19 protein-coding genes are annotated in these 20,408 nt (G+C 73.4%); 10 read left to right on the forward strand and 9 right to left on the reverse strand.

What is annotated here, in order from left to right; genetic code table 11:
* Positions 1 to 13 precede the first annotated feature (13 nt).
* Positions 14 to 2,866 (reverse strand): SpoIIE family protein phosphatase, encoded by a 2,853-nt coding sequence (locus tag AB1460_RS02690; RefSeq protein ID WP_368958933.1) that lies wholly within the window; start codon positions 2,864 to 2,866, stop codon positions 14 to 16.
* A 285-nt stretch (positions 2,867 to 3,151) separates the two neighbouring features.
* Here AB1460_RS02690 and AB1460_RS02695 point away from each other — a divergent pair, with 285 nt between their 5' ends.
* Complete coding sequence (locus AB1460_RS02695; protein WP_420497174.1) at positions 3,152 to 3,679, forward strand: VOC family protein; 528 nt, start codon at positions 3,152 to 3,154, stop codon at positions 3,677 to 3,679.
* Complete coding sequence (locus AB1460_RS02700) at positions 3,676 to 4,077, forward strand: nuclear transport factor 2 family protein (protein ID WP_368958935.1); 402 nt, start codon at positions 3,676 to 3,678, stop codon at positions 4,075 to 4,077. The genes AB1460_RS02695 and AB1460_RS02700 overlap by 4 nt, the downstream gene beginning before the upstream one ends.
* Before the next feature lie 17 nt (positions 4,078 to 4,094).
* Here the strand turns inward: AB1460_RS02700 and AB1460_RS02705 are convergent, their stop codons facing one another.
* Both AB1460_RS02705 and AB1460_RS02710 read right to left on the reverse strand, forming a co-directional pair.
* Positions 4,095 to 4,547 carry a VOC family protein gene (locus AB1460_RS02705; protein ID WP_368958936.1) on the reverse strand — a complete coding sequence of 151 codons (453 nt, stop codon included), beginning with the start codon at positions 4,545 to 4,547 and terminating at the stop codon, positions 4,095 to 4,097.
* A 1-nt stretch (position 4,548) separates the two neighbouring features.
* Complete coding sequence (locus AB1460_RS02710; RefSeq protein WP_368958937.1) at positions 4,549 to 5,253, reverse strand: TetR/AcrR family transcriptional regulator; 705 nt, start codon at positions 5,251 to 5,253, stop codon at positions 4,549 to 4,551.
* 359 nt (positions 5,254 to 5,612) lie between these two features.
* Here AB1460_RS02710 and AB1460_RS02715 point away from each other — a divergent pair, with 359 nt between their 5' ends.
* The 7 genes from AB1460_RS02715 to AB1460_RS02745 all read left to right on the forward strand — a co-directional run bounded on the left by AB1460_RS02715 (position 5,613) and on the right by AB1460_RS02745 (position 12,264).
* The gene (locus AB1460_RS02715) at positions 5,613 to 5,897 is read left to right on the forward strand and encodes a hypothetical protein (RefSeq protein ID WP_368958938.1); all 285 of its coding nucleotides are present in this window, start codon (positions 5,613 to 5,615) and stop codon (positions 5,895 to 5,897) included.
* Between the two features lie 282 nt (positions 5,898 to 6,179).
* Positions 6,180 to 6,773, forward strand: a complete 594-nt coding sequence (locus tag AB1460_RS02720) for a TetR family transcriptional regulator (protein ID WP_368958939.1) — start codon at positions 6,180 to 6,182, stop codon at positions 6,771 to 6,773.
* 336 nt (positions 6,774 to 7,109) lie between these two features.
* Positions 7,110 to 7,568 carry a hypothetical protein gene (locus AB1460_RS02725; RefSeq protein ID WP_368958940.1) on the forward strand — a complete coding sequence of 153 codons (459 nt, stop codon included), beginning with the start codon at positions 7,110 to 7,112 and terminating at the stop codon, positions 7,566 to 7,568.
* A gap of 40 nt (positions 7,569 to 7,608) precedes the next feature.
* Positions 7,609 to 7,758, forward strand: a complete 150-nt coding sequence (locus AB1460_RS02730) for a hypothetical protein (RefSeq protein ID WP_368958941.1) — start codon at positions 7,609 to 7,611, stop codon at positions 7,756 to 7,758.
* A 110-nt stretch (positions 7,759 to 7,868) separates the two neighbouring features.
* Entirely contained in the window at positions 7,869 to 8,756 is an 888-nt protein-coding gene (locus tag AB1460_RS02735; protein ID WP_368958942.1) for a hypothetical protein, read from the forward strand.
* Positions 8,757 to 8,994: 238 nt separating this feature from the next.
* Positions 8,995 to 11,373: a beta-glucosidase family protein gene (locus AB1460_RS02740; protein ID WP_368959037.1), complete on the forward strand. Its 2,379-nt coding sequence runs from the start codon at positions 8,995 to 8,997 to the stop codon at positions 11,371 to 11,373.
* 105 nt (positions 11,374 to 11,478) lie between these two features.
* Positions 11,479 to 12,264 carry a hypothetical protein gene (locus tag AB1460_RS02745; protein ID WP_368958943.1) on the forward strand — a complete coding sequence of 262 codons (786 nt, stop codon included), beginning with the start codon at positions 11,479 to 11,481 and terminating at the stop codon, positions 12,262 to 12,264.
* Positions 12,265 to 12,327: 63 nt separating this feature from the next.
* On the opposite strand, the gene AB1460_RS02750 is transcribed toward AB1460_RS02745, so the two are convergent.
* Entirely contained in the window at positions 12,328 to 12,951 is a 624-nt protein-coding gene (locus tag AB1460_RS02750; protein WP_368958944.1) for a copper resistance CopC family protein, read from the reverse strand.
* Between the two features lie 410 nt (positions 12,952 to 13,361).
* On the opposite strand from AB1460_RS02750, the gene AB1460_RS02755 reads away from it, so the two are divergent.
* The gene (locus AB1460_RS02755) at positions 13,362 to 14,231 is read left to right on the forward strand and encodes a sugar phosphate isomerase/epimerase family protein (protein WP_368958945.1); all 870 of its coding nucleotides are present in this window, start codon (positions 13,362 to 13,364) and stop codon (positions 14,229 to 14,231) included.
* Between the two features lie 260 nt (positions 14,232 to 14,491).
* Here the strand turns inward: AB1460_RS02755 and AB1460_RS02760 are convergent, their stop codons facing one another.
* Genes AB1460_RS02760 through AB1460_RS02780 form a run of 5 tightly spaced genes read right to left on the reverse strand, consistent with a single transcriptional unit; the run spans position 14,492 to position 20,400 of the window.
* Positions 14,492 to 15,529 carry a hydroxymethylglutaryl-CoA lyase gene (locus AB1460_RS02760; RefSeq protein WP_368958947.1) on the reverse strand — a complete coding sequence of 346 codons (1,038 nt, stop codon included), beginning with the start codon at positions 15,527 to 15,529 and terminating at the stop codon, positions 14,492 to 14,494.
* The gene (locus AB1460_RS02765) at positions 15,526 to 16,767 is read right to left on the reverse strand and encodes a CaiB/BaiF CoA transferase family protein (protein WP_368958948.1); all 1,242 of its coding nucleotides are present in this window, start codon (positions 16,765 to 16,767) and stop codon (positions 15,526 to 15,528) included. Before AB1460_RS02765 ends, AB1460_RS02760 begins: the two co-directional genes overlap by 4 nt.
* A gap of 27 nt (positions 16,768 to 16,794) precedes the next feature.
* Positions 16,795 to 17,583, reverse strand: a complete 789-nt coding sequence (locus AB1460_RS02770) for an IclR family transcriptional regulator (protein ID WP_071086314.1) — start codon at positions 17,581 to 17,583, stop codon at positions 16,795 to 16,797.
* Positions 17,584 to 17,603: 20 nt separating this feature from the next.
* Positions 17,604 to 18,362, reverse strand: a complete 759-nt coding sequence (locus tag AB1460_RS02775) for an IgiC (RefSeq protein WP_368958950.1) — start codon at positions 18,360 to 18,362, stop codon at positions 17,604 to 17,606.
* Positions 18,352 to 20,400: an FAD-dependent oxidoreductase gene (locus tag AB1460_RS02780; protein ID WP_368958951.1), complete on the reverse strand. Its 2,049-nt coding sequence runs from the start codon at positions 20,398 to 20,400 to the stop codon at positions 18,352 to 18,354. The genes AB1460_RS02775 and AB1460_RS02780 overlap by 11 nt, the downstream gene beginning before the upstream one ends.
* Between the last annotated feature and the right edge of the window lie 8 nt (positions 20,401 to 20,408).

The following is a 20,408-nucleotide window of genomic DNA, read 5'->3' on the forward strand; positions in this document are numbered from 1 at the left end:
TCAGGGGCCGGGTTCAGGATTCGAGGCGGACGGCGAGCATCGCCACGTCGTCGTCGTTGTCCCCGGTGCGGCCCAGCGCGGCGAGCAGGAGGTCGCACAGCTCCTCAGGCGGCAGGTCCGGCGTGGCGCTGCGCCGCAGCAGCTCCAGGCCCTCGTCGATCGGGCGGACCCGGTCCTCGACCAGTCCGTCGGTGTACAGCAGCAGCGTGCTGCCCGGTTCCAGGACCAGTTGCGACTCCGGGTAGTGCGCCACCCCGGTGCTCAGTGGTGGCCCCGGCTCGACCGGCGGATACCACGGCTCCCCGCGCGGCGGCATGATCAGCGGCGGCAGGTGCCCGGCGGACGCCACCGTCAGCGACCCGTCCGCCGGGTCGAGGACGCCCACCGCCACCGTGGTGATGCTCCCCGCCTCGAGGCGGCTCATCGCCGCGTCGAGCTGGCCGAGGACCACGGCCGGAGCGAACCGCTCCCCGGCGTACGCCCGGGCGGCCGCGCGGATCTGGCCCATCGTCGCCGCGGCGTGCAGCCCGTGTCCCATGACGTCGCCGATGACCAGCGCGGCCCGTCCGCCGTCGAGGTGCAGGACGTCGTACCAGTCGCCGCCGACCAGCGCGCCGGCGCTGCCCGGCAGGTAGCGCCAGGCGACGGTGAGCCCGGCGACGTCGGGTGGCCGGCGCGGCAGCATGCTGCGCTGCAGCGTCACCGCGATGGCCCGCTCACGCTCGTACTGCAGCGCGTTGCCGAACGCGCCGCTCGCCCGCCGGACCAGTTCCTCGGCGAGGGCCTCGTCCCCGGCGTCCGCCCCGTACACCGGCCGGCCCGGCCCCGGCTCCCGGCCCGGACGGCCCTGCCCGGACCGACTCTCGGGTTCGGGCAGGGCCCGCCGACGGCCCAGGGCGACGACCGCGGCGGCGCGGCCGGCCACCAGCAGCGGGAAGGCGAACGTCCCGGTGTCCGGGTCGCGGACGGCGACTCCGTGCTGCGCCGCCGTGACGACCGGTGGTGGCGGACGCCCGGTCAGCGTGCGCAGCGCGTCGGTGCCTCCGGCGGTGGCAGCCGTCACGGCGGTGGCCTCGAGAAGCGATGGGGCGCCGGCACCGTCCATCGGGATCCGCCAGGCGGCCGCCGCGTCCGCGTACCGGGGCACGAGCAGCCCGAGGAGGCGGTCGAGGATCTGGCCCGAGTCGAGGGTGGACGCGAAAAGCTCGGCCGCGTTCGTCAGGAAGGCAGCGCGCTCGCGGGCCCGCCGCTCCGCGGCGAACAGCCGGGCCCGTTCCATCGCCAGCGCGGTCTGCGCGGCGATCGCCTCGACGAACGACCGCTCGTCCGGGTCGAACAGGTGTGGATGGTCGAACGAGAACCGCAGGGCGCCGAGCACCCGGTCGGTGACGACCAGCGGCAGGCAGCACATCGCCACCACCGACGGCTCGAACCGAGCCAGGTCGGGATAGCGCAGGTGGCACTCGGCCCGCGACTCCAGCCAGACCGGGCGGCCGCTGCGCAGCGCGTCCACGGCCGGCAGCTGGTCGTCCAGCCGCTCCGCCCGCAGCTGGGCCATGAGCTCGTCGCCGTACCCGACCGCCCCCGGGACCTGGACCTGCGCCGCTCCGCCGGTACCCGGCTCCACGGGCACCAGCAGGCCGCCGCCGACGGCCCCGAGCGCCGTCACACTCTCCGAGACGACCACCGCCGCCACCTGCTCCGGTGTCGTCGCGGTGGCCAGCGCCGCGGTCACCCGTTGCAGGCGCGCCGCGCGTTCGGTGGCCCGCCCGGCGAGGACCTCGGCGTCGAGGGTGTCCAGCAGATACTGCTCGAAGGTCGGTGTCGCCACCGGCGCGTCGCCCGTCTCCAGCGCCCGCAGCTGATCCACCAGCGAGCGGACGTACCAGCGGCGGAACGCGACATGCTGCGGCGGGGACTGCAGGGTCAGCAGCCGGGCCGCCCGGGCGTAGCTCTCGATCTCCTCCAGCGCCGTCAGATAGGCGTCGCCGGCCTCGGCGGAGGTGGTCGACAGCTCCAGATCCAGAGTGGTGCGGGGCGCGCCGCTGGCGGCCGCGGCGAGCGCCAGCCGCCGGATGGCCTCACGGGGCTCGGCGAACCTGGTCGTCACGATCCGCAGCAGGTCCGCCAGCCGCCCCGGCAGTGGACCGCTGGACCCGCTCCGCGCCCCGGACGTGGCGAGGGTGAACTCCCGCATCAGCCCGTCGACGTGGTTCTTCGCCGCGAGCAGCAGATCTGTCGGGACGTCCCCCAGCCTGATCGCGAGCCGCACCGGGCCGCCTGTGTCGGGTGATGCCGGGTCGTGTGGCGCCGCGTCGGGTACGCGCGGGGCAGCAGGCAGCTCACTGGCGGGAACCGCCGCACTGCTGGGGTCTGCCGCACTGGCGGGGTCTGCCGCGCTGGCGGGGACCGCCGCACTGGTGGCGGCCAGGGCTCCGTCGCCGGCCAGCTCCGCCCAGATGATCTTGCCGTTGCCTGTCTGGTCGACGCCCCACCGCCCCGCGAGCGCGGCGACGAGGCCGATGCCGCGGCCGGTCAGCCCCAGCCCACCGGCCGGCGGGCACACCGGTGGCGTCGCACTCCCGTCCGCGATCTCGATGCGGATGGCCTCGTCGCTGACCAGGAGCCGTGCCTCGACCGGCGGCTGGCCGTGCAGCCAGGCGTTCGCGGTCAGCTCACTGGCGATCAGGACGGCGTCCGGCCGCAGGTCGGCCCACCGGTCACCGCGCAGCGCCGCGCCCACCAGCCGACGCACCGCGGACGGCGCTGACGGCTGGCAGTCCAGCTCCCACTGGCCGGCCTGGACCCAGCCCTCACCAGGCGGGGGCCAGCCCAGAGGTGCTGCCGCAGCCAGGCCGTAGTCCACCGACCATGTATACCTGCCTTCGCCGGGAAGCACCTCCCGGGATACTTATGCCTGAACGCCGCGTTTCGGGCTGGTCGCAGGCTTCCGGTGTAGGGCGTCATCCTCCCGGTACGTCCCGCTTTCCGGGGTGGTGCCGCGACAGGTACCCGTCGATGCCGCCGTGCGGGAGGTGCGGCCGGCGCCGAACCGGGTGAAGGCCCGGGAGGTCTCGAGCCGCGGTGGGTAGGACTGCGCCGAGCAGGTGACCGGCCGATGCCCGCATCGGCCAGGAGGGGAGTGACGCCGGTGACCATCGATGCGACACCAGCTGCCCGGCCCGTCGTCGTGACGGGCCGCGAGACTGCCGGTGACCAGGCGGGCGGCGCCGGGATCACCCAGCCGCGCTGGACCCACATCGCGCTGCCGTCGGGTGACCTCGACGCCTCCATCGCCTTCTACACGTCCATGACGCCGCTGGTCGTGGTGGCGATGCGGGAGGACGCCGACGGGCGCAACGTCTGGCTGTCCAACCCCGGGCAGTGGGAGACGCCGTTCGTGCTGGTGCTGGCCTCGTTCAACGCCACCAGAGGCAGCCAGCAGGGCATCATGAAACCGTTCGCGCACATCGGCATCGAGCTGCCCACCCGCGCGGACGTCGACAGGGCCGCCGACCGGGCCCGGGCCGCCGGCTGCCTGCACTGGGAACCGCGGGACATGCCGGACCCGATCGGTTACATCTGCGCCGTCACCGACCCCGACGGCAACGTGATCGAGTTCAGCCACGACCAGCGGGTCTTCGCGACCGTCCGGGAGCTGTGGGGCCCGAAGTCGTGACGGCGGCAGCGGCGGGGGAGTGGTCCGCGCTCCCCGCGCCGGTCGCGGCCTACGCGGCGGCCCTGAACGCCGCCGACCCGGATGCGGTGGCGGCCTGCGTCACGGAGGACTTCCGCAACGAGCACGCCTCGCCCGCCGGCCAGGCCAGCGCCGGACGGACCGCCTACCGGGAACGGCTGCCGGGATTCCTGGCGGCCTTCCCGGGACTGCGCTACACCCCCGACGCGGCACCCGTGGCGTCCGGTGACCAGGTGGCCGTGCCCTACCTCATGACCGCCGCGCTTCCCGGCGGCCCGCTGCGCCTGCGCGGCCTGTGGCTGCTGACCCTGCGGGACGGCCTGATCGCGGCACGCCTCGACTACTGGGACAGCGGCGCTGTCCCGCCCTCGGCGGCCTGACCGGGCGCCGAGGCCGGTCAGGCCGCGGTGTCGGTGCGCGGACGAGGTTCGTGGATCCCCCGCAGCTCGGCGTCCACGATGACGATGAGCTCGACACGCATGCCGTCGGGATCGGTGAACCAGACGGCCTGGAACGCGCCCAGATCCTCCACCGTGCCGTCGCCGGCACCCCGTTCGACGAGACGGGCGCGCAGGGTGTCGAACGCCTCCGGTGACGCGGCCGTGAGGGCGACATGGTCGAGGTGACCTCGGTCGAACATCGCGGGCAGCGCGGCGCCGTGGGGATTTCCGACCACCTCGGCGGGGTGCAGCCAGGAATGCGGGCCGGTCCGCAGAATCGCGTGCCGGAACGCCGGTGTCGTTTCGGTGAATACGACATCGAGGTCGAAGACCTCGCGATAGAAGTCGACGAAACGGTCGAGATTGTCGGTGAGGACGGCGACGTGGTTGACGCCGGCAAGCAGAGGCATGTCAGCTTCCTTCGGTCGTGGCCGGGTGGGGCGCCGGTTCGGAAGGTTCCCGCTCCGGGGACATCTGTTCGCCGGAGGCGACACCGCCGATAGCGTGGGGAACGGTCGGGCGGTCAGCGTGGGGCTGGGGCTGGGCGTCGGCTCGCGCCCGGGCGCCGGCGAGCAGGAGCTCGAGGGCGAGGGCCGCGGACTCGGCGGACTCCTCGCCGTCCATCTCCCAGAAGTCGCGCAGGTTCTGCCAGGTGGACGCGGTCGTGAGGAGCTGGGCGACGGCGGCGACGCGGCGGGTGTCGTCCGCGCCGAGGCCGGGTGCCTCCGCGCGGACGAGCGCGATGGCGGCGCTCCGGCGTTCCTCCCGGTTCGAGAGCCGGGCGAGCAGGCCTTCGGGGGCGAGCAGGAGTTCGCGGATGACCGGGGCGATCGTGTCGAACCCCGGAAAGGCCCGGCGGACGAGCGCGACGGCGCCGCGGCCGTCGGTCGGGAGCCGACCGTCGAACCCGATGCGTCGGTTGGCCCAGGCGAAGACAGCGGCGAGCAGCGCCTCCCGGGTCGCGAAGTGCCGGTAGACGGTGCGTTCGGGGACCCCGGCCTCCTTCGCCACCTTGGCGAAGGTGAGGTCCTCCCCGGCGGTGAGCAGGGCCGCCACGCCGTCGAGCACGCGTTCGCGGACGAGCTCGGAGCGGGCCTCCCGGAGCGACAACGTCATGGCAGTGATACTGCCGAAATGGCAGTGGTACTGTCAACATCTGTCGGGCGGGTGTCACCCGCCGCCTCGCGGTCCGAGCGATCACCTCGCGGCGGGCCCGGACGCGCCACCTCGGCTGCACGTGGGAACGCTGAGACCCGTGACCCTGTCATGGTCTGCCTAACGACCCGGGTGAGAACGCGTGTTCGCGCTCGCCCGCTGAGTACCCTGGCGATCGGGAAGTTCTACCGAATGTAGAACCTCTGTCGGTCGGCCAGCAGAAGTGTGTCGGTGGCCGGCTCGGCAGGCGGCGCGGAGGGCGTTTCTCCGGCACGGCGCCCCTGGGCAGGCGCCCGCGGACAGTGCGGAAGGGAATTCCGGTGAGCGGCAGGGTGAACTGGCTCGTCTGCAAGGTCGGCTGCATCGAGTGCGGCATCATCGAGGAGCCGGCACTCATGATCATTGGGATATACGCGGACGAGGAGCAGGCCGTGACGGCCGCCCGCGACGCCTCCCACACCATTGCGAAGCGGTGGGGGATGACCAACCCCGAAGAGCCGTACGCAGTGCGCGCCGCCGAGGTTCTCGGCACCCGGATGGGCGCCGGCTGGATGTGGACACCGGCCGACCACGAGCAGGTCTACGCTGTCCAGGTCCCGTTCTGAGCCGTTCGGATCTGAGTCGTTCGGAGATCTGCGTGGCGCAGGGCTGAAAACGGCACCGGGCCTCAAGCACGGTTCTCATCCGCTCCAGGTCTGCCGCATCCCGCGAATGTTTCTCCGGCCGCGACGCCAGCCCGCGAACGTCCAGTACAGCCTGCTCGACAGCCCGGGTGGCAACGCGAACGACTGCAGGAACCGGATCCGCCCGGAGGCGCCTGGACGATCACCGGGGGCCGGGGCGGATAATGTCCTGGGTTGTCCCGACCTCGGGGGGTGAGAACCTGCTTGCAGCCATCAGACGAGATCGTCCGCGTGGTGCTGGAACTGTTGGAGTCCGGCGGCTACGAGGGTGTGCGCCTGCGTGAGGTGGCGCTGCGGGCGCAGGTCTCCCTCACCACGGTCTACAAGACGTTCCCCACCCGCAACGAACTCATTGTCGCGGCGCTGGAACAGTGGCTTGCGGTCCACGCCGACCCGCGGCTTCGGCCCGCTCCGGCACCGGAGCCCCTGTACGACGGGCTCATGCGGATCTTCCGTCACGTCCTGGAACCGTGGACGCAGCACCCACCGCTGCTCGCGGCCTGGGTGCGGGCGCAGCGAGAACCGGGTGGTCACCGTCTCCTCGCCCAGGCGACCGCGGCGATCGAACCGGCGTCCCGGGTGCTGCTCGATGTCTGCGAACCGGTCTATGCCGACGACATCGCTGTCGTCCTGACGAATGCGGCGCACGGTCTCGTCTGGCAGTTCGCGAACGGCGCGATCGGAGCCGACGAGATTCTGCCCGGGCTGGAACGCACCGTGTTCCGGCTCACCGCCGACAACAGGCATCCCGCCCGGCGCGTCCGGAACACGACCACCCGCGGGCAGCTGCCGGCCTGAGTGCGGCCTGCGTCGACCTGTCGGACCGGCCTGGGGCCGGCCAGCCCCCACCTACGGGCCGGCGGTCGCCGGGAAGGCGGGCATTCTGACCAGGCATAGGTCGATCTGGCAGCTCTCGGGGGACCGTGGCTGAAACACCGGCGGGGCAGCCTGCGGGAGAGGCCCAGCCCCTGGCACCTGGCGAGGGCCCCACGGACCACGGGACCTGCGGAGTCCGCCGACGGTGCTCTCTGCCGTGGGCGTGCCGGCCCGTGCCGCGTAGCGTTCACAACCGGCCGGGTTCCTGGACGTCGGACCAGGCGCCGGACCGAGCCGTCCGGAGGGTGACGACCGAAGATGATCGTTGTGCTGATCGTGCTGTTCCCCTTCGCGCTGATGGTGATGATGCTGGGGATGCACGCGATCGAGGGCGCCTTCACCAGGTCGGCCGCGTTCGCCGAGCCGCCGAGGCTGACTCTCGCCACGCCGCCTCTCGCCACGCCGCCCGCCGGCTCCGTGGCCGCGGGCTTCGCGGCCGCCACGCCGCCGGCGGCGCACGGGCGGTCCGCCGCGCCCCGTCCGGCGGCGGTGCCCGACCCGACCGGCGCGCCCCGTCCGGCGGCAGCGCCGCTCCTGTCGATCGTGCCCCGTCAGACCCCGGCGCCCGGTTCTGCGGTGCCGTCCCGTCCGGCGGCTTCGTCCCGTCCGGCGGCTTCGTCTCCGCCGGCGGCGCCTCGCGTGACGGGGCCCCGTCTCTCGGTCGTGCCGGCGCATCCGTCCCGGTCCGTCACGCCGTCGACCGTGCCGACCGCCTAGCGTTCCTGCTCGGGCGGCACCGCGGAACCGGCACCGGCGGGTGCAGTGCCGGGTCCGGCTCGACACCCACGAGACGCTCACCGAGGCCGTCGCCCTGTACACGAAGGCGGGTTACGAGCCGGTGGACCTGTACAACGACAATCCGTTCGCGACGCGTTTCTTCGAGCGGGTGCTGCGCGACGTCCCGTAGGTCGGGGCGACGCGACGGCTGGCCGCGGCACGGCGCCGCCACCACGCGGGTCGGCTCCTGTACGTCTCCGGACAGGAGCGCGCCTGATGGTGCGTATGGGCGGTAGACACATGTCCGTGACTGTGCATCCCGATGACCGGCCGGCTCGCCCGGGAGAGGGGGCCAGGCCTCCGAGCGGGCCGCGGCCGAGCCCGCCGCCCCGACCAGCCCGGCCCGGCGAGCGGGCTGAGGGTGGCGAGCGGGCTGAGGGTGCCCCGCCGGAGGGTCTCCTGTTCCGGCTGGTCCGGGGGCCGGTGTTGCTGGTCGCGCTCGTGGTGGTCGTGCCCCTGCGGTTGCTCTGGGAACTGGTCGTGATGACCGTGCGGGCGCTCCGGATGCTGCTGTGGAACTGGCTGGCCCGGCCGCTCCTGCTCGGGCTGAAGCGCCTGGTGTGGGACTGGTTCCTGGCGCCTCTGTGGCGCCTGCTGTGGCGGTGGGTGTTGTGGCCCCTGCTGACTGCCGCCCGGGTCCTGCTCCACCTCCTGGTCGTGGTGCCCGTGCGGTTCCTGGTCACCTACCTGCTGGTCGTGCCAGCGCGATGGTTGTGGCAGCAGGTGCTGAGGCCGGTACTGCGGGCACTGCTGGCCGCCGCCCGGTTCGTCCTGCGGCTGGCGGGGCAGGTGCTGTGGGTGCTGGTGGTGTGCCCGCTCCGCTGGGTCTGGCGGGTGGTGGCGGTGCCGGTGGGCCGCGCCGTTGCCGTGGCGGTCCGGTTCGCTCTGCGGGTCGCGGCCGCGATCTGCCGGGGCGTGGGCATCGTGCTGCGGATCGTGCTGGTCCGGCCGGTTGTCGTGGTGTGGCGGGCGGTGGTCGTGCCCGTGGCCCGGGCTGTCGCTGTGGTCTGGGACGTGGTCGTTGTCGCCCCGGCCCGCTGGGTGCGCCGCACGTTCTGGCTGCCGGTCGCGCGGGCGACCCGCGAGGTGACCAGGGCGCTGTTCGGTCGACCAGCCCGGCGTCAGTGACCGGATCACGCGCCGACGGAACCGGGCGAGGTCCGGCGAACGCCTGATCCGCGGCTGCTGCCGGCGGGCCGAGGGCGGTGTTAGCGTCACGTTTTGTGCGGCCGCTGCCACGCGAGTGCCGCCGGACCCGCAGACCCCGGACCCGGGAGTGCCCAAGGTGACCCGCAGGGACGATGCCATCCGCAGGGACGATGCCACCCGCAGCCCGGAGGCCCGGGCCGACGAACTCCTGCGCAGGATGACCGTCGAGGAGAAGGCGCAGCAGGTCACCGGCGTCATGCCCATCGCCCTGTTCGGTCGGGCCGGCCTGCTCCGCGACCAGGCGGAGCGGCTGCTGGGCACCGGCATCGGTCACATCGCCCCGCTGGGCATGCTCAGTCATCCGACTCCCGCGCGGCTGGCGGCCTCGGTGAACGAGATCCAGCGGTTTCTCGTCACGCACACCCGGCTCGGCATCCCGGCGCTGTTCCATGTGGAGGCGCTGAACGGGGTCGTCTCACCGGGGTTCACCGGGTTCCCGACCGCGATCGGCCTGGCCGCGACCTGGAACCCGGCCGGGGTGGAGGAGATGGCGGGCGTCCTGCGCCGCCAGACGCGGGCGATCGGGCACCGCCATGTCCTGTCCCCGGTGCTGGACGTCGCCCGCGACGCCCGGTGGGGCCGGGTGCACGAGACCTACGGTGAGGACCCGTACCTCGTGTCGGCGATGGGGGTCGCCTTCGTCCGCGGCCTGCAGGGGCCGGACCCGCGCGACGGGGTGATCGCGACCGGCAAGCACTTCCTCGGCTACGGGCTGACCGAGGGCGGGCAGAACATGGCGCGCACGACCGCCGGCCCGCGGGAGCTGTACGAGGTGTACGCCCGCCCGTTCGAGGCCGCGATCCGGCTCGCCGGCCTGGGCGGGGTGATGAACTCCTACAGCAGTGTGGACGGGGTGCCGGTGGGCGCGAGCCCGGCCGTGCTCACCACCCTGCTCCGGGACAGGCTCGGTTTCACCGGCACTGTCGTCTCCGACTACGACACCGTCCGCCACCTGCACACCCGCCTGGAGGTCGCCCGCGACGCCGAGGAGGCCGGCCGCCTCGCGCTCGCCGCGGGCATCGACGTCGAGCTGCCGACCCCCTACGGGTACGGCCCGGCCCTCGCGGCGGCGGTGCGGCGCGGCACCGTCCCCGAGGACCAGCTGGACCGGGCCGCGCGGCGGGTGCTGCGGGACAAGTTCGCGCTCGGCCTGTTCGACCAGCCCTACGTGGACGAGGACCCGGCCACCCTCGGCCGCGTCGCCGGCGAGGGGTCGGAGCTGTCGCTGGCGCTGGCCCGCCAGTCGGTCACCCTGCTCACGAACGACGGGACGCTCCCGCTGGACCGGGCGGCCCTGCGGCGGATCGCGGTCGTCGGCCCACACGCCGACGGAGTCGCTGTCGCGTTCCCGCCCTACACCTACCCGGGCGCGCTGGAGATGCTCCGTGCCCGCATCACCGGCGAGCGGGCCGCCATCCCCGGTACCGAGCACCTGACCGCCGACCTGCCCGCGGAGGCGATCGAGCTGCTCGGCGACGAGCTGATGGCCGCCTTCGCCAGCCCGATCGACGAGTACGTCCGGGAGGGCTACGGCGCCGTCTCGCTGGTCGACGCCGTCCGGCGGGCCGCCCCCGGTGTCGAGGTGAGCACCGCGCCCGGCTGCGGCGTGCTGGCCGAGGAACCGGCGGACGTCCCCGCTGCCGTCGCCGCCGCCCGTGACGCCGACCTGGTCATCCTGGCCCTGGGTGGCCGGGCCGGCTGGTTCACTCCGCGGATCACCGAGGGCGAGGGCTGCGACACCGCGGACATCGACCTGCCCGCCCACCAGGTGGATCTCGCCCGCGCCGTCGCCGCCACCGGGACGCCGTGCGTCGGCGTCGTCCACACCGGGCGGCCGATGGCGCTGACGGCGCTGGTCGACCGCCTGCCGACCCTGCTGTGCGCCTACTACGGCGGGCCGCACGCCGCCACGGCGCTCGCCGAGGTGCTGTTCGGCGAGGTCAACCCGGCCGGGCGCCTGCCTGTCTCGATCCCGCGCCACTCCGGGCAGGTGCCGGTCCACTCCGGGCAGCCGACGGGCACCGGCTACCGGCGCACCGACCTGGACATGCACCAGGGTTACCAGGACCTGCCCTCGACCCCGCTGTTCCCGTTCGGCCACGGACTCAGCTACACGGACTTCACCTATGGTGATCTTGCCGTCACCCCGGACCTGGTGGACGCCGGCACCGGCGCCGTCACCGTGGAGGTGACCGTGCGCAACAGCGGGGCGCGCGCCGGGGACGAGGTCGTCCAGCTCTATCTCTCCGACCAGGCCACCGGAGTCAGCCGGCCGGCGCGGGAGCTCGTCGGCTTCACCCGCCTCACCCTCGCCGCCGGCACCGCCGCCGCGGTGCGGTTCACGGTGCCGATGAGCCAGCTGGGCTACATCGGCCTGACCGGTGAGTTCGTCCTCGAGCCCGGCCCCGTCCAGGTACACGTCGGCAGTTCCTCCGCGGACATCCGGCTGACCGGCACCTTCGAGATCGCCGGTGACACCGTCGTCCTCGACGGCCGGCGCACCTACCTCTCGGAGGTCACCGTCGTCCAGCACTGAGCGTCGGGCGCGCAGCGCTGTGTCCGTGCGTTTCCGGTGCGGCGCTGCGGGCGATCGATACGCTGCTGTCGCGTCAGATCGACGACGGCACGGGGGCGGGGGATCATGGACGCGGGGATCGTCGCTGCCCTGATCTCCTCCGTGCTGAGTGCCGTCGTCGCGGTCGCCGCGACGGTGTGGACACACCGGCAGGGCGTCGAGATGGAACGCCTTCGCCACGACCTCGAACGGTCCGAGCGGGACAACGAGAAGCGGTCCGCCGCGAAGACCGAGCTCGACCGCTACCGGGAACCGCTGCTCGTCGCCGCGTTCGATCTCGGTTCCCGCATCCACGCCATCCGCAAGAAGGAGTTCCTCGCCTATCTGACGTCCACGGAGCGCCGGAGCCGGCTCGCCCTGCTGGGCACGCTGTTCTGCGTCGCCCGCTACTTCGGGACACTGGAGATCGTGTACTCGCGCCTGGCGTTGCTGCGCTTCGAGAGCGCAGACGACACCCGGGTCGTCGCCGCACTGCTCGCGGACATCGGCGGGGCGTTCAGCAGCGACCAGTACGACCGGATCGACACCTACCACTCCTCTCGCTTCATGCTGTGGCGGGAGGAACAACGGGCCATCGGCGAACTCATACGCGGCGGGCCCGGCAGCACCGCGACCGAGTGCCTGGGGTTCGCCTACTTCCACGACACCTACGACAAGGTCTTCGCCGAGTGGTTCGACGCGTTCGCCGCGGCGCTGGAGTCACCCACCGCCGCGGCCAGCGCCCGGCTCGCCCGGCTGCAGACGCTGCTCGCGCTGCTCGTCGGCCTCCTCGACGAGGAGGGCGCGTTCACCCTCACCGTCGGGGGCGAGCGCCTCGCCCCCGACTGGGTCACCCCGGCAGGCCTGGCCTGACCCGTCCGAGCGGTCGGGGCGCCTGCCGCCCGGGCAGCTGACGGACGAGCGGATGTCCGCCCGTCAGGGCTCGCGGCGGGTCGGCCGGCGCCTCCTGATCACGAAGGTGGCGGCGATGATCGCGAAGGCGGCGATGCCCGCGCCGATCACCGCGATGATCCAGCCGTGCCCGCCGCCGCTGTCGTCCGGCGCGGGGCGGATCACCTCTGGGGCGGTGCTCGTCGCGGACGTGACAGCAGCCGTCGGTGCCGACGTCGGTGCCGACGTCGATGTCTGCGTGGGCGTGGGGGTGGGCGGCGGTGCGGGGGCGGCCACGGTGAAGGAGAACTCGCCGTTCATCGCATGGCCGTCCCCGGCGATCACCCGCCAGACGACCTGGTAGCCGCCGCCCGCGAGCCCGGTGACGGGCACCGTCAGCGTGGTGTCGGCAGCAGACGGTGCGCCGACCGTGACGGGCGCGCCCGCACCGCCCGTCACGGTGACGGTGGAGCCGTCGGCGCGGACGAGCCCGCTGAAGGTGAGCGAGAGCTGCCCGGGCACCGTGTCCAGCGTCGCGCCGGCAGCCGGATCGGAGGCGGTGAGCGCCGTATGGGCCCAGGCGGGCGAACCCAGGGCGGTGACCGTCAGTGCGGCCAGCGCGACGACCAGTGTCGCTGCGGACCGGATCGCGCGTGATCGTCTGTGCACGGCTCGGATGTTACGGCGCGCACCGCTCCGCCGACCGCAGAGCCGGCCTCCCGCCCCGCGCGGGTCTGCCCACACGTCCGCCTGCATCGGCGTGGTCGGCTGCATCAGCGTGGCGGCCGGCCGGGGGCAGAAGAATCCGGTGCGCCGCCGCGGCCAATTCCGTCATCTCGCGTGGAACGGAGCGGTATTACTTCCTGGATGCTGCCTTGACGCGCGGCCGGCGACACACCTAATCTGTGTTATCCGAATGTCATCATATCGTCAACGGGAGTTGCCGTGGGCAGGCTGATCTGTATGGTGAGCGGGGCGATCTGTTTATCGGGCGGCCGGGGCGCGGGAATCCGCGCGAGTATGCGTCCCGGTTTTGTCGATGATCGGGCTGTGTTCTCCGTGTGGGCCGGGGTCGCCCGGTGACTGCGCCGGCGCCCGGTGCCGCGTCGGTCGCGGTGACCGCCCCGACGCTTTTTCCGCTCGGCGGTCCCTTCGGGGCGGCTGAGGCGCGTGCCCTGGTCGACGCGGTGGCCGGTGCCGGTTTCGGTGCCGTGCAGCTGACCGGCGCCCATGTCGACGGCGCCGCCGCGGATGGGATGGCCCGCGAGGAGTTCCTCGACCTGCACCGGGCCCGCGGGCTGGAGGTCGTGACCGTCGAGGTGCTGATGGGCTGGGCGACGGCCGACCAGGAGGCGATCGCCGCCGAGGCCGTGCCGCTCCTCGACCTGGCCCGGCACGCCGGCTGCGACAAGGTCGTGGCGATCACGATCGACAGGTCGGGGGCGTCGGCGGCCGAGGTGGCGCAGCGGCTCGGGTACCTGTGCGATCTCGCGGCCGAGCGCGGCCTGCAGATCAGCTACGAGTTCATACCCTGGTCGGTGGTGCCGACCCTGGCGGATGCGCTGCGCCTGCTCGACGCGGTCGACCGGCCCAATCTCGGGCTGGTGCTGGACACCTGGCACCTGTTCCGCCAGCCGGGCGGCCTGGATGAGGCGGTGCTGCGGGCGGTGCCCGCCGACCGGGTGCACGTGGTGCAGCTGTGCGACGCTCCCGCCCGGCCCGCCGACGACCCGGTGGTGGAGACGACGACCGGCCGGCTGCTGCCCGGGGAGGGCGACATCGACATCCCGGCCGTGCTCGATGTGCTCGCCACCGCCGGTGCCACGCCGGTTCTCGCGGCCGAGGTGTATTCCGCTCCGCTCGCGGAACTCGGGCCGGCGGAAATGGCACGGCGAGTTTACGCGGCGACCGGCAAGGTCCTCGGAACTCGTTTTTCCGCGCGGGCGTGAGTAGATAGGAGGGCGCCGTTCGCCCGGCTGGCGGAAGGTGCACACCTGCCAGCCGGGAAACGACGTCACCGGTGCTCGCGCGGTCCGCGGAAAAGCCGGTCGGCGGAAAAGCCGGTCCGCGGAAAAGCCCATCGCCGCGGGCGGCCGTGTATTCCGAGAGAAATCGGTACCGCGGCGGTTATCCGCCGTCGCCCACGGTCAACACCATCGTCACGAACGGCCGCCATCGCCCGCGGTGCGTCAGCCGCGGTGCGTCAGCTCTACCGGGTCGTGGTGACCCCGCCGAAACCGCTCATGATCTCCTTCCAGGTCGTGTCGACCATGCCGCGCGCCGATCCTCCGCGGGTGCGGTGGTCGAGCGGGTCGCGTCCGGTCGCCTCCCGGGCCAGCTCCGACACCCGGGTGTACCGCTCGGCGTCCACCCCGGTGCTGACGCCGATCGCGTCGGTGAACGCGAGGATGTCCTCGGTCGGCAGGTTCCCGAGGACGTCCGGCTCGCCGGGGAACCACAGGTCGCCGCCGATGCCGCAGAACGCCGACTCCAACCAGTCGACACCGGTCTGCAGCGCGGCGAGGGCGTTCGCGAGCGCGAACCCGTTGCGGGCATGCAGGTGCAGCCCGAGCTCCAGGCCGGGGAAACGCTGCCGGGCCGCGGCCAGCGCCTCGGCGACCTGCACCGGGTTGGACATGCCGACGGTGTCACCGAAGTAGACCCCGGTCGCGCCGGCGTCGACGGCACGCCCGATGATCTCCATCCGCGCGGTGGGGTCGGTCGGCCCCACACACGGCGCGAAGAACGCCATCGCGATCCCGACGACGAGCGTGGCACCCTCGCGCCGGGCGGCCGCCCCGATCGCGGGCAGCTCGGCGAGGACCTCCTCGACGCCGCGGCCCTGGTTGAGCCGGCTGACATCCTCGTCGCAGCAGGTCAGCGCGACCAGGTGGTCGAGACCGCAGCCGGCGGCGCGCAGCGCCCCCTTCAGGTTCGGGACGAGCGCCCGGTAGCGGACGCCGTCGACCCGGGGCACCGCGGCCAGGACGGCTTCGGCGTCCGCGAGCTGCGGGAGGACCTTCGGGTGCGCGAACGAGGCGACCTCGATCTCGCGCACCCCGGCCTCGATCAGCCGGTGGACGAGATCGACCTTCACCTCGGTCGGGATGGTCTGCTCCACCGACTGCAGGCCGTCCCGCAGTCCGACCTCGACCAGCGTCACGCTGTCCTGCAGGGTGAGCGCGGCCGCCGGCGCCGGCCCGCCCTCCGCCGGTGTGTCCGGCGCGTCCGGTGTGCCCGGCGTCATCGGACGACACCCCGCTCACGCAGGTCGGCGATGTCGGCGTCGCTGAAGCCGAGCTCGTCCAGCAGGTCGTTGGTGGCGTCGCCGAGTGGCGGGCCGGCCCAGCGCACCCGCGCCGGGGTGCGGCCGAACCGCGGGACGACGGTCTGCATCGGCAGCTCCGAGCCCTTGACGTCCACCGCGACGATGGACTGCCGGGCGGCGAAGTGCGGGTCGTCGAGCATCTCGGGGGCGCGGTAGACCATCCCGCAGGGGACGGCGTGCTCCTCGCAGCTGCGCTCCACCTCGTGGTGGGTCAGCGTGCTGGTCCAGGCGGCGATGCGCTGATCGAGCTCCTCCTGCCGGTCGCCGCGGGCACCGTGGGTGGCGTAGCGGGGATCGTCCGCCAGCTGCGGGGCGCCCATGGCGGCGGCGAGCCGGCGGAAGACGGTGTCCTGGTTCGCGGCGATCAGCACCTCGGCGCCGTCCGAGGTCGGGTAGACGTTGGACGGCGCGACGCCGGGAAGAACCGATCCGGTGCGCTCCCGGACGTGCCCGAAGGCGGCGAAGTCGGCGACCAGTGACTCGCTCATCGCGAGGACGGCCTCGTACAGCGCGCAGTCGACGACCTGCCCGCGCCCGCTGACGCCACGCTCGACGAGCGCGGAGACCGCGCCGAGCGCGCCGAGGGTGCCGGCCAGGCTGTCACCGATCGACAGGCCGGCGCGGCTCGGCGGGCGGTCCGCCTCGCCGATGAGGGCCCGCAGCCCGCCCATCGCCTCGCCGATGGAGCCGTAGCCGGCCCGGGCGGCGTACGGGCCGGTCTGGCCGAAGCCGGTGACCCGCACCATGATCAGGCCGGGGTTGATGGCGGAGAGCTCCGGGTAGCCCAGGCCCCACCGTTCCATCGTGCCGGGGCGGAAGTTCTCCACCAGGATGTCGGCGGTGGCCGCGAGCCGGCGGACCAGCGCCTGGCCCTCGGCGCTGCGCAGGTCGCAGCCGAGCGAGCGCTTGTTCCGGGCCAGCACCGACCAGTGGACGGGGTCCCTCGTCCCGTCGGTGTGCCCCCAGCGCCGCATCGGGTCGCCGGCCGACGGATCCTCGATCTTGATGACCTCGGCGCCGTAGTCGCCGAGGAGCTGGCCGCAGAACGGGCCGGCGATGAGCTGGCCGAGTTCCAGCACCCGAATGCCGGCGAGTGGGCCCTCACCGGGCCGGCGGCGTGCGGCCGGCGCGCTCGTCGTCCCGGGTTCGTCCACCATCTCCGGTCTCCTCGATCCTCGGTGTGCCTACAGAAGCTGCTGGGAGATCGCCTTCGCGCAGTCCACCAGAGTCGGCGCGTGCCGGGCGGCCGACTCCAGGGAGAGCCGGAAGGTGGGCGCGCCGATCGCCAGCGCCCCGACAAGGGTCCCGTGCGCGTCGGTGACCGGCGCGGCCATCGAGCTGAGCCCGCGTTCGCGTTCCTCCGGGGCGTATGCCCAGCCGCGGCTCCGGGTCTCCCGCAGGTCGTCCTCCAGCCGCTCGCGGCTGACGATCGTGTTCGTGGTGTACGCGGTGAGGCCGGCGTCGAGGGCGGCCCGCAGCGCCTCGGGGTCGTAGGCCATGAAGACCTTTCCCGCGCCGCCGGCGTTGAGCGGCTGGATCTGGCCGACCCGGCCCTGGTAGATGATCGACTGCTCGGAGTGGCTGATCAGCACGGCGACCCGCGACCCGCCCTGGCGCACGTAGACGATGCTCGACTCGCCGGTGCGGTCGCGCAGTTCGGTGACGACCGGCTTCGCCGCCTCGATCAGGTCGGAGCCGGCGGTCGCCGCCGCCGACCAGGCCATCACCCGCAGCCCGATCGAGTAGAAGTCACCTGTCCGCGCCAGCAGGTTCTCCTGGACGAGTGACCGCAGGATCCGGGCGACCGTCGTCGCCGGCAGGTCGGTGGCGGCCCGGACGTCCGATGCCCGCAGCCGCGGCTGCCCCCGGGAGAAGCAGTCGAGGATCAGCGCCTGGCGGTGGAGTACCTGCACCGCGTCTGCGTCACGGGCTGCCCCGCGTTCCGGCTCGTCGTCCTGGTCGTTGGTTCGCAATCGGTGTGCTGCCCTCAGGTTCAGTGGTGGAGGAGGAGTGAGCCGAATCCCTCGCGCCGGTCCGGCAGACCGGCCCGGCGCAGCGCGTGCCAGTACGTCGCGGTGTTCACCGCGATGACCGGCAGCCCGAGCCAGCGCTCGGCCTCGTCGGCGAGCCGGGCCATCGAGAGGTTCGCGCCGAACTGGATGATGGCCCGCGGCCGGTCCCGCGCCAGGTCGGTGAGGGCGGTGCGGACGTCCGCCTCGGGGATGTGGGAGATCTGCAGCGGGGTGGGTGCCCGCAGGTGGATCGCCCGCCGGTAGTCGTAGCCGAGCTCCTCCACGAACCCGCGCAGGTGCCCGTCGGCGTCCGGCATGTACGGGGTGACCAGGGAGACCTCGCCGCCGTCGACGCCCAGTGCCGCCAGCGCGGCGGGCAGGGCATCCGCCGCGTGGATGAGGGTCAGCGGGCCGAACTTCTCGGCGAGGCGCTTCTCGATCGCCCGCGCGGCGGAGATCCCGCCCTGGTAGACGGCCTCGATCGAGACACCCATGAGGACACAGTCCGGAGCGCAGGACAGCACCCGCCCGACGGCGTCGTCCAGCGCGCCGTCGATGGCGCGCACGAGTTCCTGGAACCCGGAGTCCCCGTCGATCGGCTTCTCCGGGATGTGGATGCGCGCCACGTGGTTCGTCACCCCGTACGGCCGCATCGCGTCGTACTCGGGCTGGACCACCGTGTTGACCGACGGCGTCACCACGCCGAACTTGGCGCGGTATCCCAGTGGGTCACCGGGCATGGTCTCGTCTCCTCAGGCCTGGTAGCGGGTGGGAGGCAGCGGTGATCGACCGGGCGGCGAGGTCACCGTCCCAGACGGCGTCGAACACCCGGCGCGGGGCGACGCAGTCGCCGACGGCCACCGCGTGCTGCCCGGCGGCGCGGAGCTCGCGCAGCAGGCCGTCCTCGGCGATCTGCCCGGTCACCAGCACCACCGCGTCGACGGGTTCGCGCACCTCCTCCTCGCCGGTGTAGACGTCCGCGAGACGCACCCTGTCCTCGTCGATGGCGACGAGCTCGAAGCCGGCGGTGAGCCGGACCCCGGCCCGGCGCAGCCGCCCGGTGACGCTTGGCAGGTCGTGGCTGTCGGCCAGCCCGATGCCGACGTGGGGGAGCCGGGTGACGATCTCGACGGTGCGGCCGGCGGCCAGGTACTCGGCGGTGGCGAGGGCCCGGCGGTCCCCGATGTCGTCGAGGACGAGCACCGACGCCGGCAGGGTCACCTGGTCGCCGAGGACCTCCCTGACCGTGTAGACGTTCCACTGGCCGGTGCCCGGGACAGGCGCCGACCCGGGCGCCCACCGGGACGGCCGCAGCGCCGTCCACCCGTCGCGGCGCGGGACGGACCCGGTCGCCACGATGCAGGTGTCGTAGTGGCCGGCGAGCTCCGCGGCGCTCACCTCGTGGCCCAGCCGCAGGGTGACGTCATGGTGCCGCAGCTGCTCGGTCATCCAGTCGGTGATGCCGAGCCACTCCCGGTACGGCTCGGCGGCGCTGAGCCAGCGCACCTGGCCACCGGTTTCCGCCGCCTGCTCGAACAGCGTCACCCGGTGGCCCAGCTCGGCCGCTGTCAGCGCCGCCCGCAGCCCCGCCGGCCCCGCCCCGACGACCGCGACGGTGGCCGCGGGCGTGGTGGTGGCGGTGGCCGCGGCCACCACGGTCCCGGCCTCCCGGCCGACGTCCGGGTTGTGGATGCAGGCGAGTGAGGTGCGGGCGATCGAGGCGATGCAGTGGTTCGCGCCCACACACGGCCGGATGTCGTTGGGACGCCCCGCCGCCGCCTTCGCCACCCACTGCGAGTCGGCGATCAGCTGCCGGGCCATCCCGACGAAATCCGCCTGGCCGCGCTGGAGCACGGCCTCGGCCAGGTCGGGGGTGGTGATGCGCCCGACGGCGATGACGGGCAGCCCGCCGGCGGCCGCCCTGATCCGTTCGGTCGCCGGGAGCTCGTAACCCGCCGGCGCGGGGGCGGCACCGTAGATGAGCATCCGGTCGAGGTAGGTGCCCTGCGAGACGGAGAGGTAGTCCACCTTGCCGGTGGCGACGATCCGCCGGGTGATCTCCACCCAGTCAGCGGGGCGCAGCGCGGCCTCGAAGTCACCGTCGTCGCCGTTGATCCGGATCCCGACGACCAGGTGTGGCGGCACGACGGCGCGTACCCGTTCGATGATGCGCTCGACCAGCCGGAACCGGTTCTGCGCGCTGCCGCCGTAGTCGTCGGTGCGGTGGTTGGTGGCGGGGGAGAGGAACTGCCCCAGCAGGTAGCCGTGCGCCAGCCCGTGGATCTCCACCCCGTCGAGGCCGCCCTCGACGGCGAGCCGCGCCGACTGCTCGTACCCGTCGACGAGCTCGTCGATCTCCGCGGCGGTCACCTCGTGCGGGATCTCCCGGTACACCGCGCACGGGACCGGGCTCGGCGCCCACACCGGCAGCCGGCTCACCACACTGTCCGTCTCCCGGCCGCGGTGCCACAGCTGGGCGAACAGCAGGGTGCCGTGCGGCTGCACGGCCGCAGCGACCTTGCGGTAGCTCTCCACGACCGCCGGGTCGTAGGCGAGCACGACACCGGTGCGGGGCTGGCTCGTCGGATGGACCGACGTCGCCTCCATCGTGATGACCGCGACCCCGTTCGCCGCCCGCTCTCCGTAGTAGGCGGCGTGCGCGTCGGAGTAGGTGTGGTCGGTGGTGAACTCGGTCGCGTGGGCCGTCATCCAGACCCGGTTGCGGGTGGTGCGCGGACCGAGCCGTCCGGGGGTGAACAGCGCTGGGTAGGTCGTCATCCCGCCTG

This window comes from Parafrankia sp. FMc2 (assembly GCF_041008525.1).
Lineage (GTDB): Bacteria > Actinomycetota > Actinomycetes > Frankiales > Frankiaceae > Parafrankia.

Bases quoted from the DNA above. Each gene is read 5' to 3' on its own strand.
- AB1460_RS02705 (WP_368958936.1), bottom strand. From the start codon at position 4,547: ATGCCTCTGCTTGCCGGCGTCAACCACGTCGCCGTCCTCACCGACAAT.
- AB1460_RS02710 (WP_368958937.1), bottom strand. From the start codon at position 5,253: ATGACGTTGTCGCTCCGGGAGGCCCGCTCCGAGCTCGTCCGCGAACGC.
- AB1460_RS02725 (WP_368958940.1), top strand. From the start codon at position 7,110: ATGATCGTTGTGCTGATCGTGCTGTTCCCCTTCGCGCTGATGGTGATG.
- AB1460_RS02735 (WP_368958942.1), top strand. From the start codon at position 7,869: ATGTCCGTGACTGTGCATCCCGATGACCGGCCGGCTCGCCCGGGAGAG.
- AB1460_RS02740 (WP_368959037.1), top strand. From the start codon at position 8,995: ATGACCGTCGAGGAGAAGGCGCAGCAGGTCACCGGCGTCATGCCCATC.
- AB1460_RS02745 (WP_368958943.1), top strand. From the start codon at position 11,479: ATGGACGCGGGGATCGTCGCTGCCCTGATCTCCTCCGTGCTGAGTGCC.
- AB1460_RS02760 (WP_368958947.1), bottom strand. From the start codon at position 15,529: ATGACGCCGGGCACACCGGACGCGCCGGACACACCGGCGGAGGGCGGG.
- AB1460_RS02765 (WP_368958948.1), bottom strand. From the start codon at position 16,767: ATGGTGGACGAACCCGGGACGACGAGCGCGCCGGCCGCACGCCGCCGG.
- AB1460_RS02775 (WP_368958950.1), bottom strand. From the start codon at position 18,362: ATGCCCGGTGACCCACTGGGATACCGCGCCAAGTTCGGCGTGGTGACG.
- AB1460_RS02780 (WP_368958951.1), bottom strand. From the start codon at position 20,400: ATGACGACCTACCCAGCGCTGTTCACCCCCGGACGGCTCGGTCCGCGC.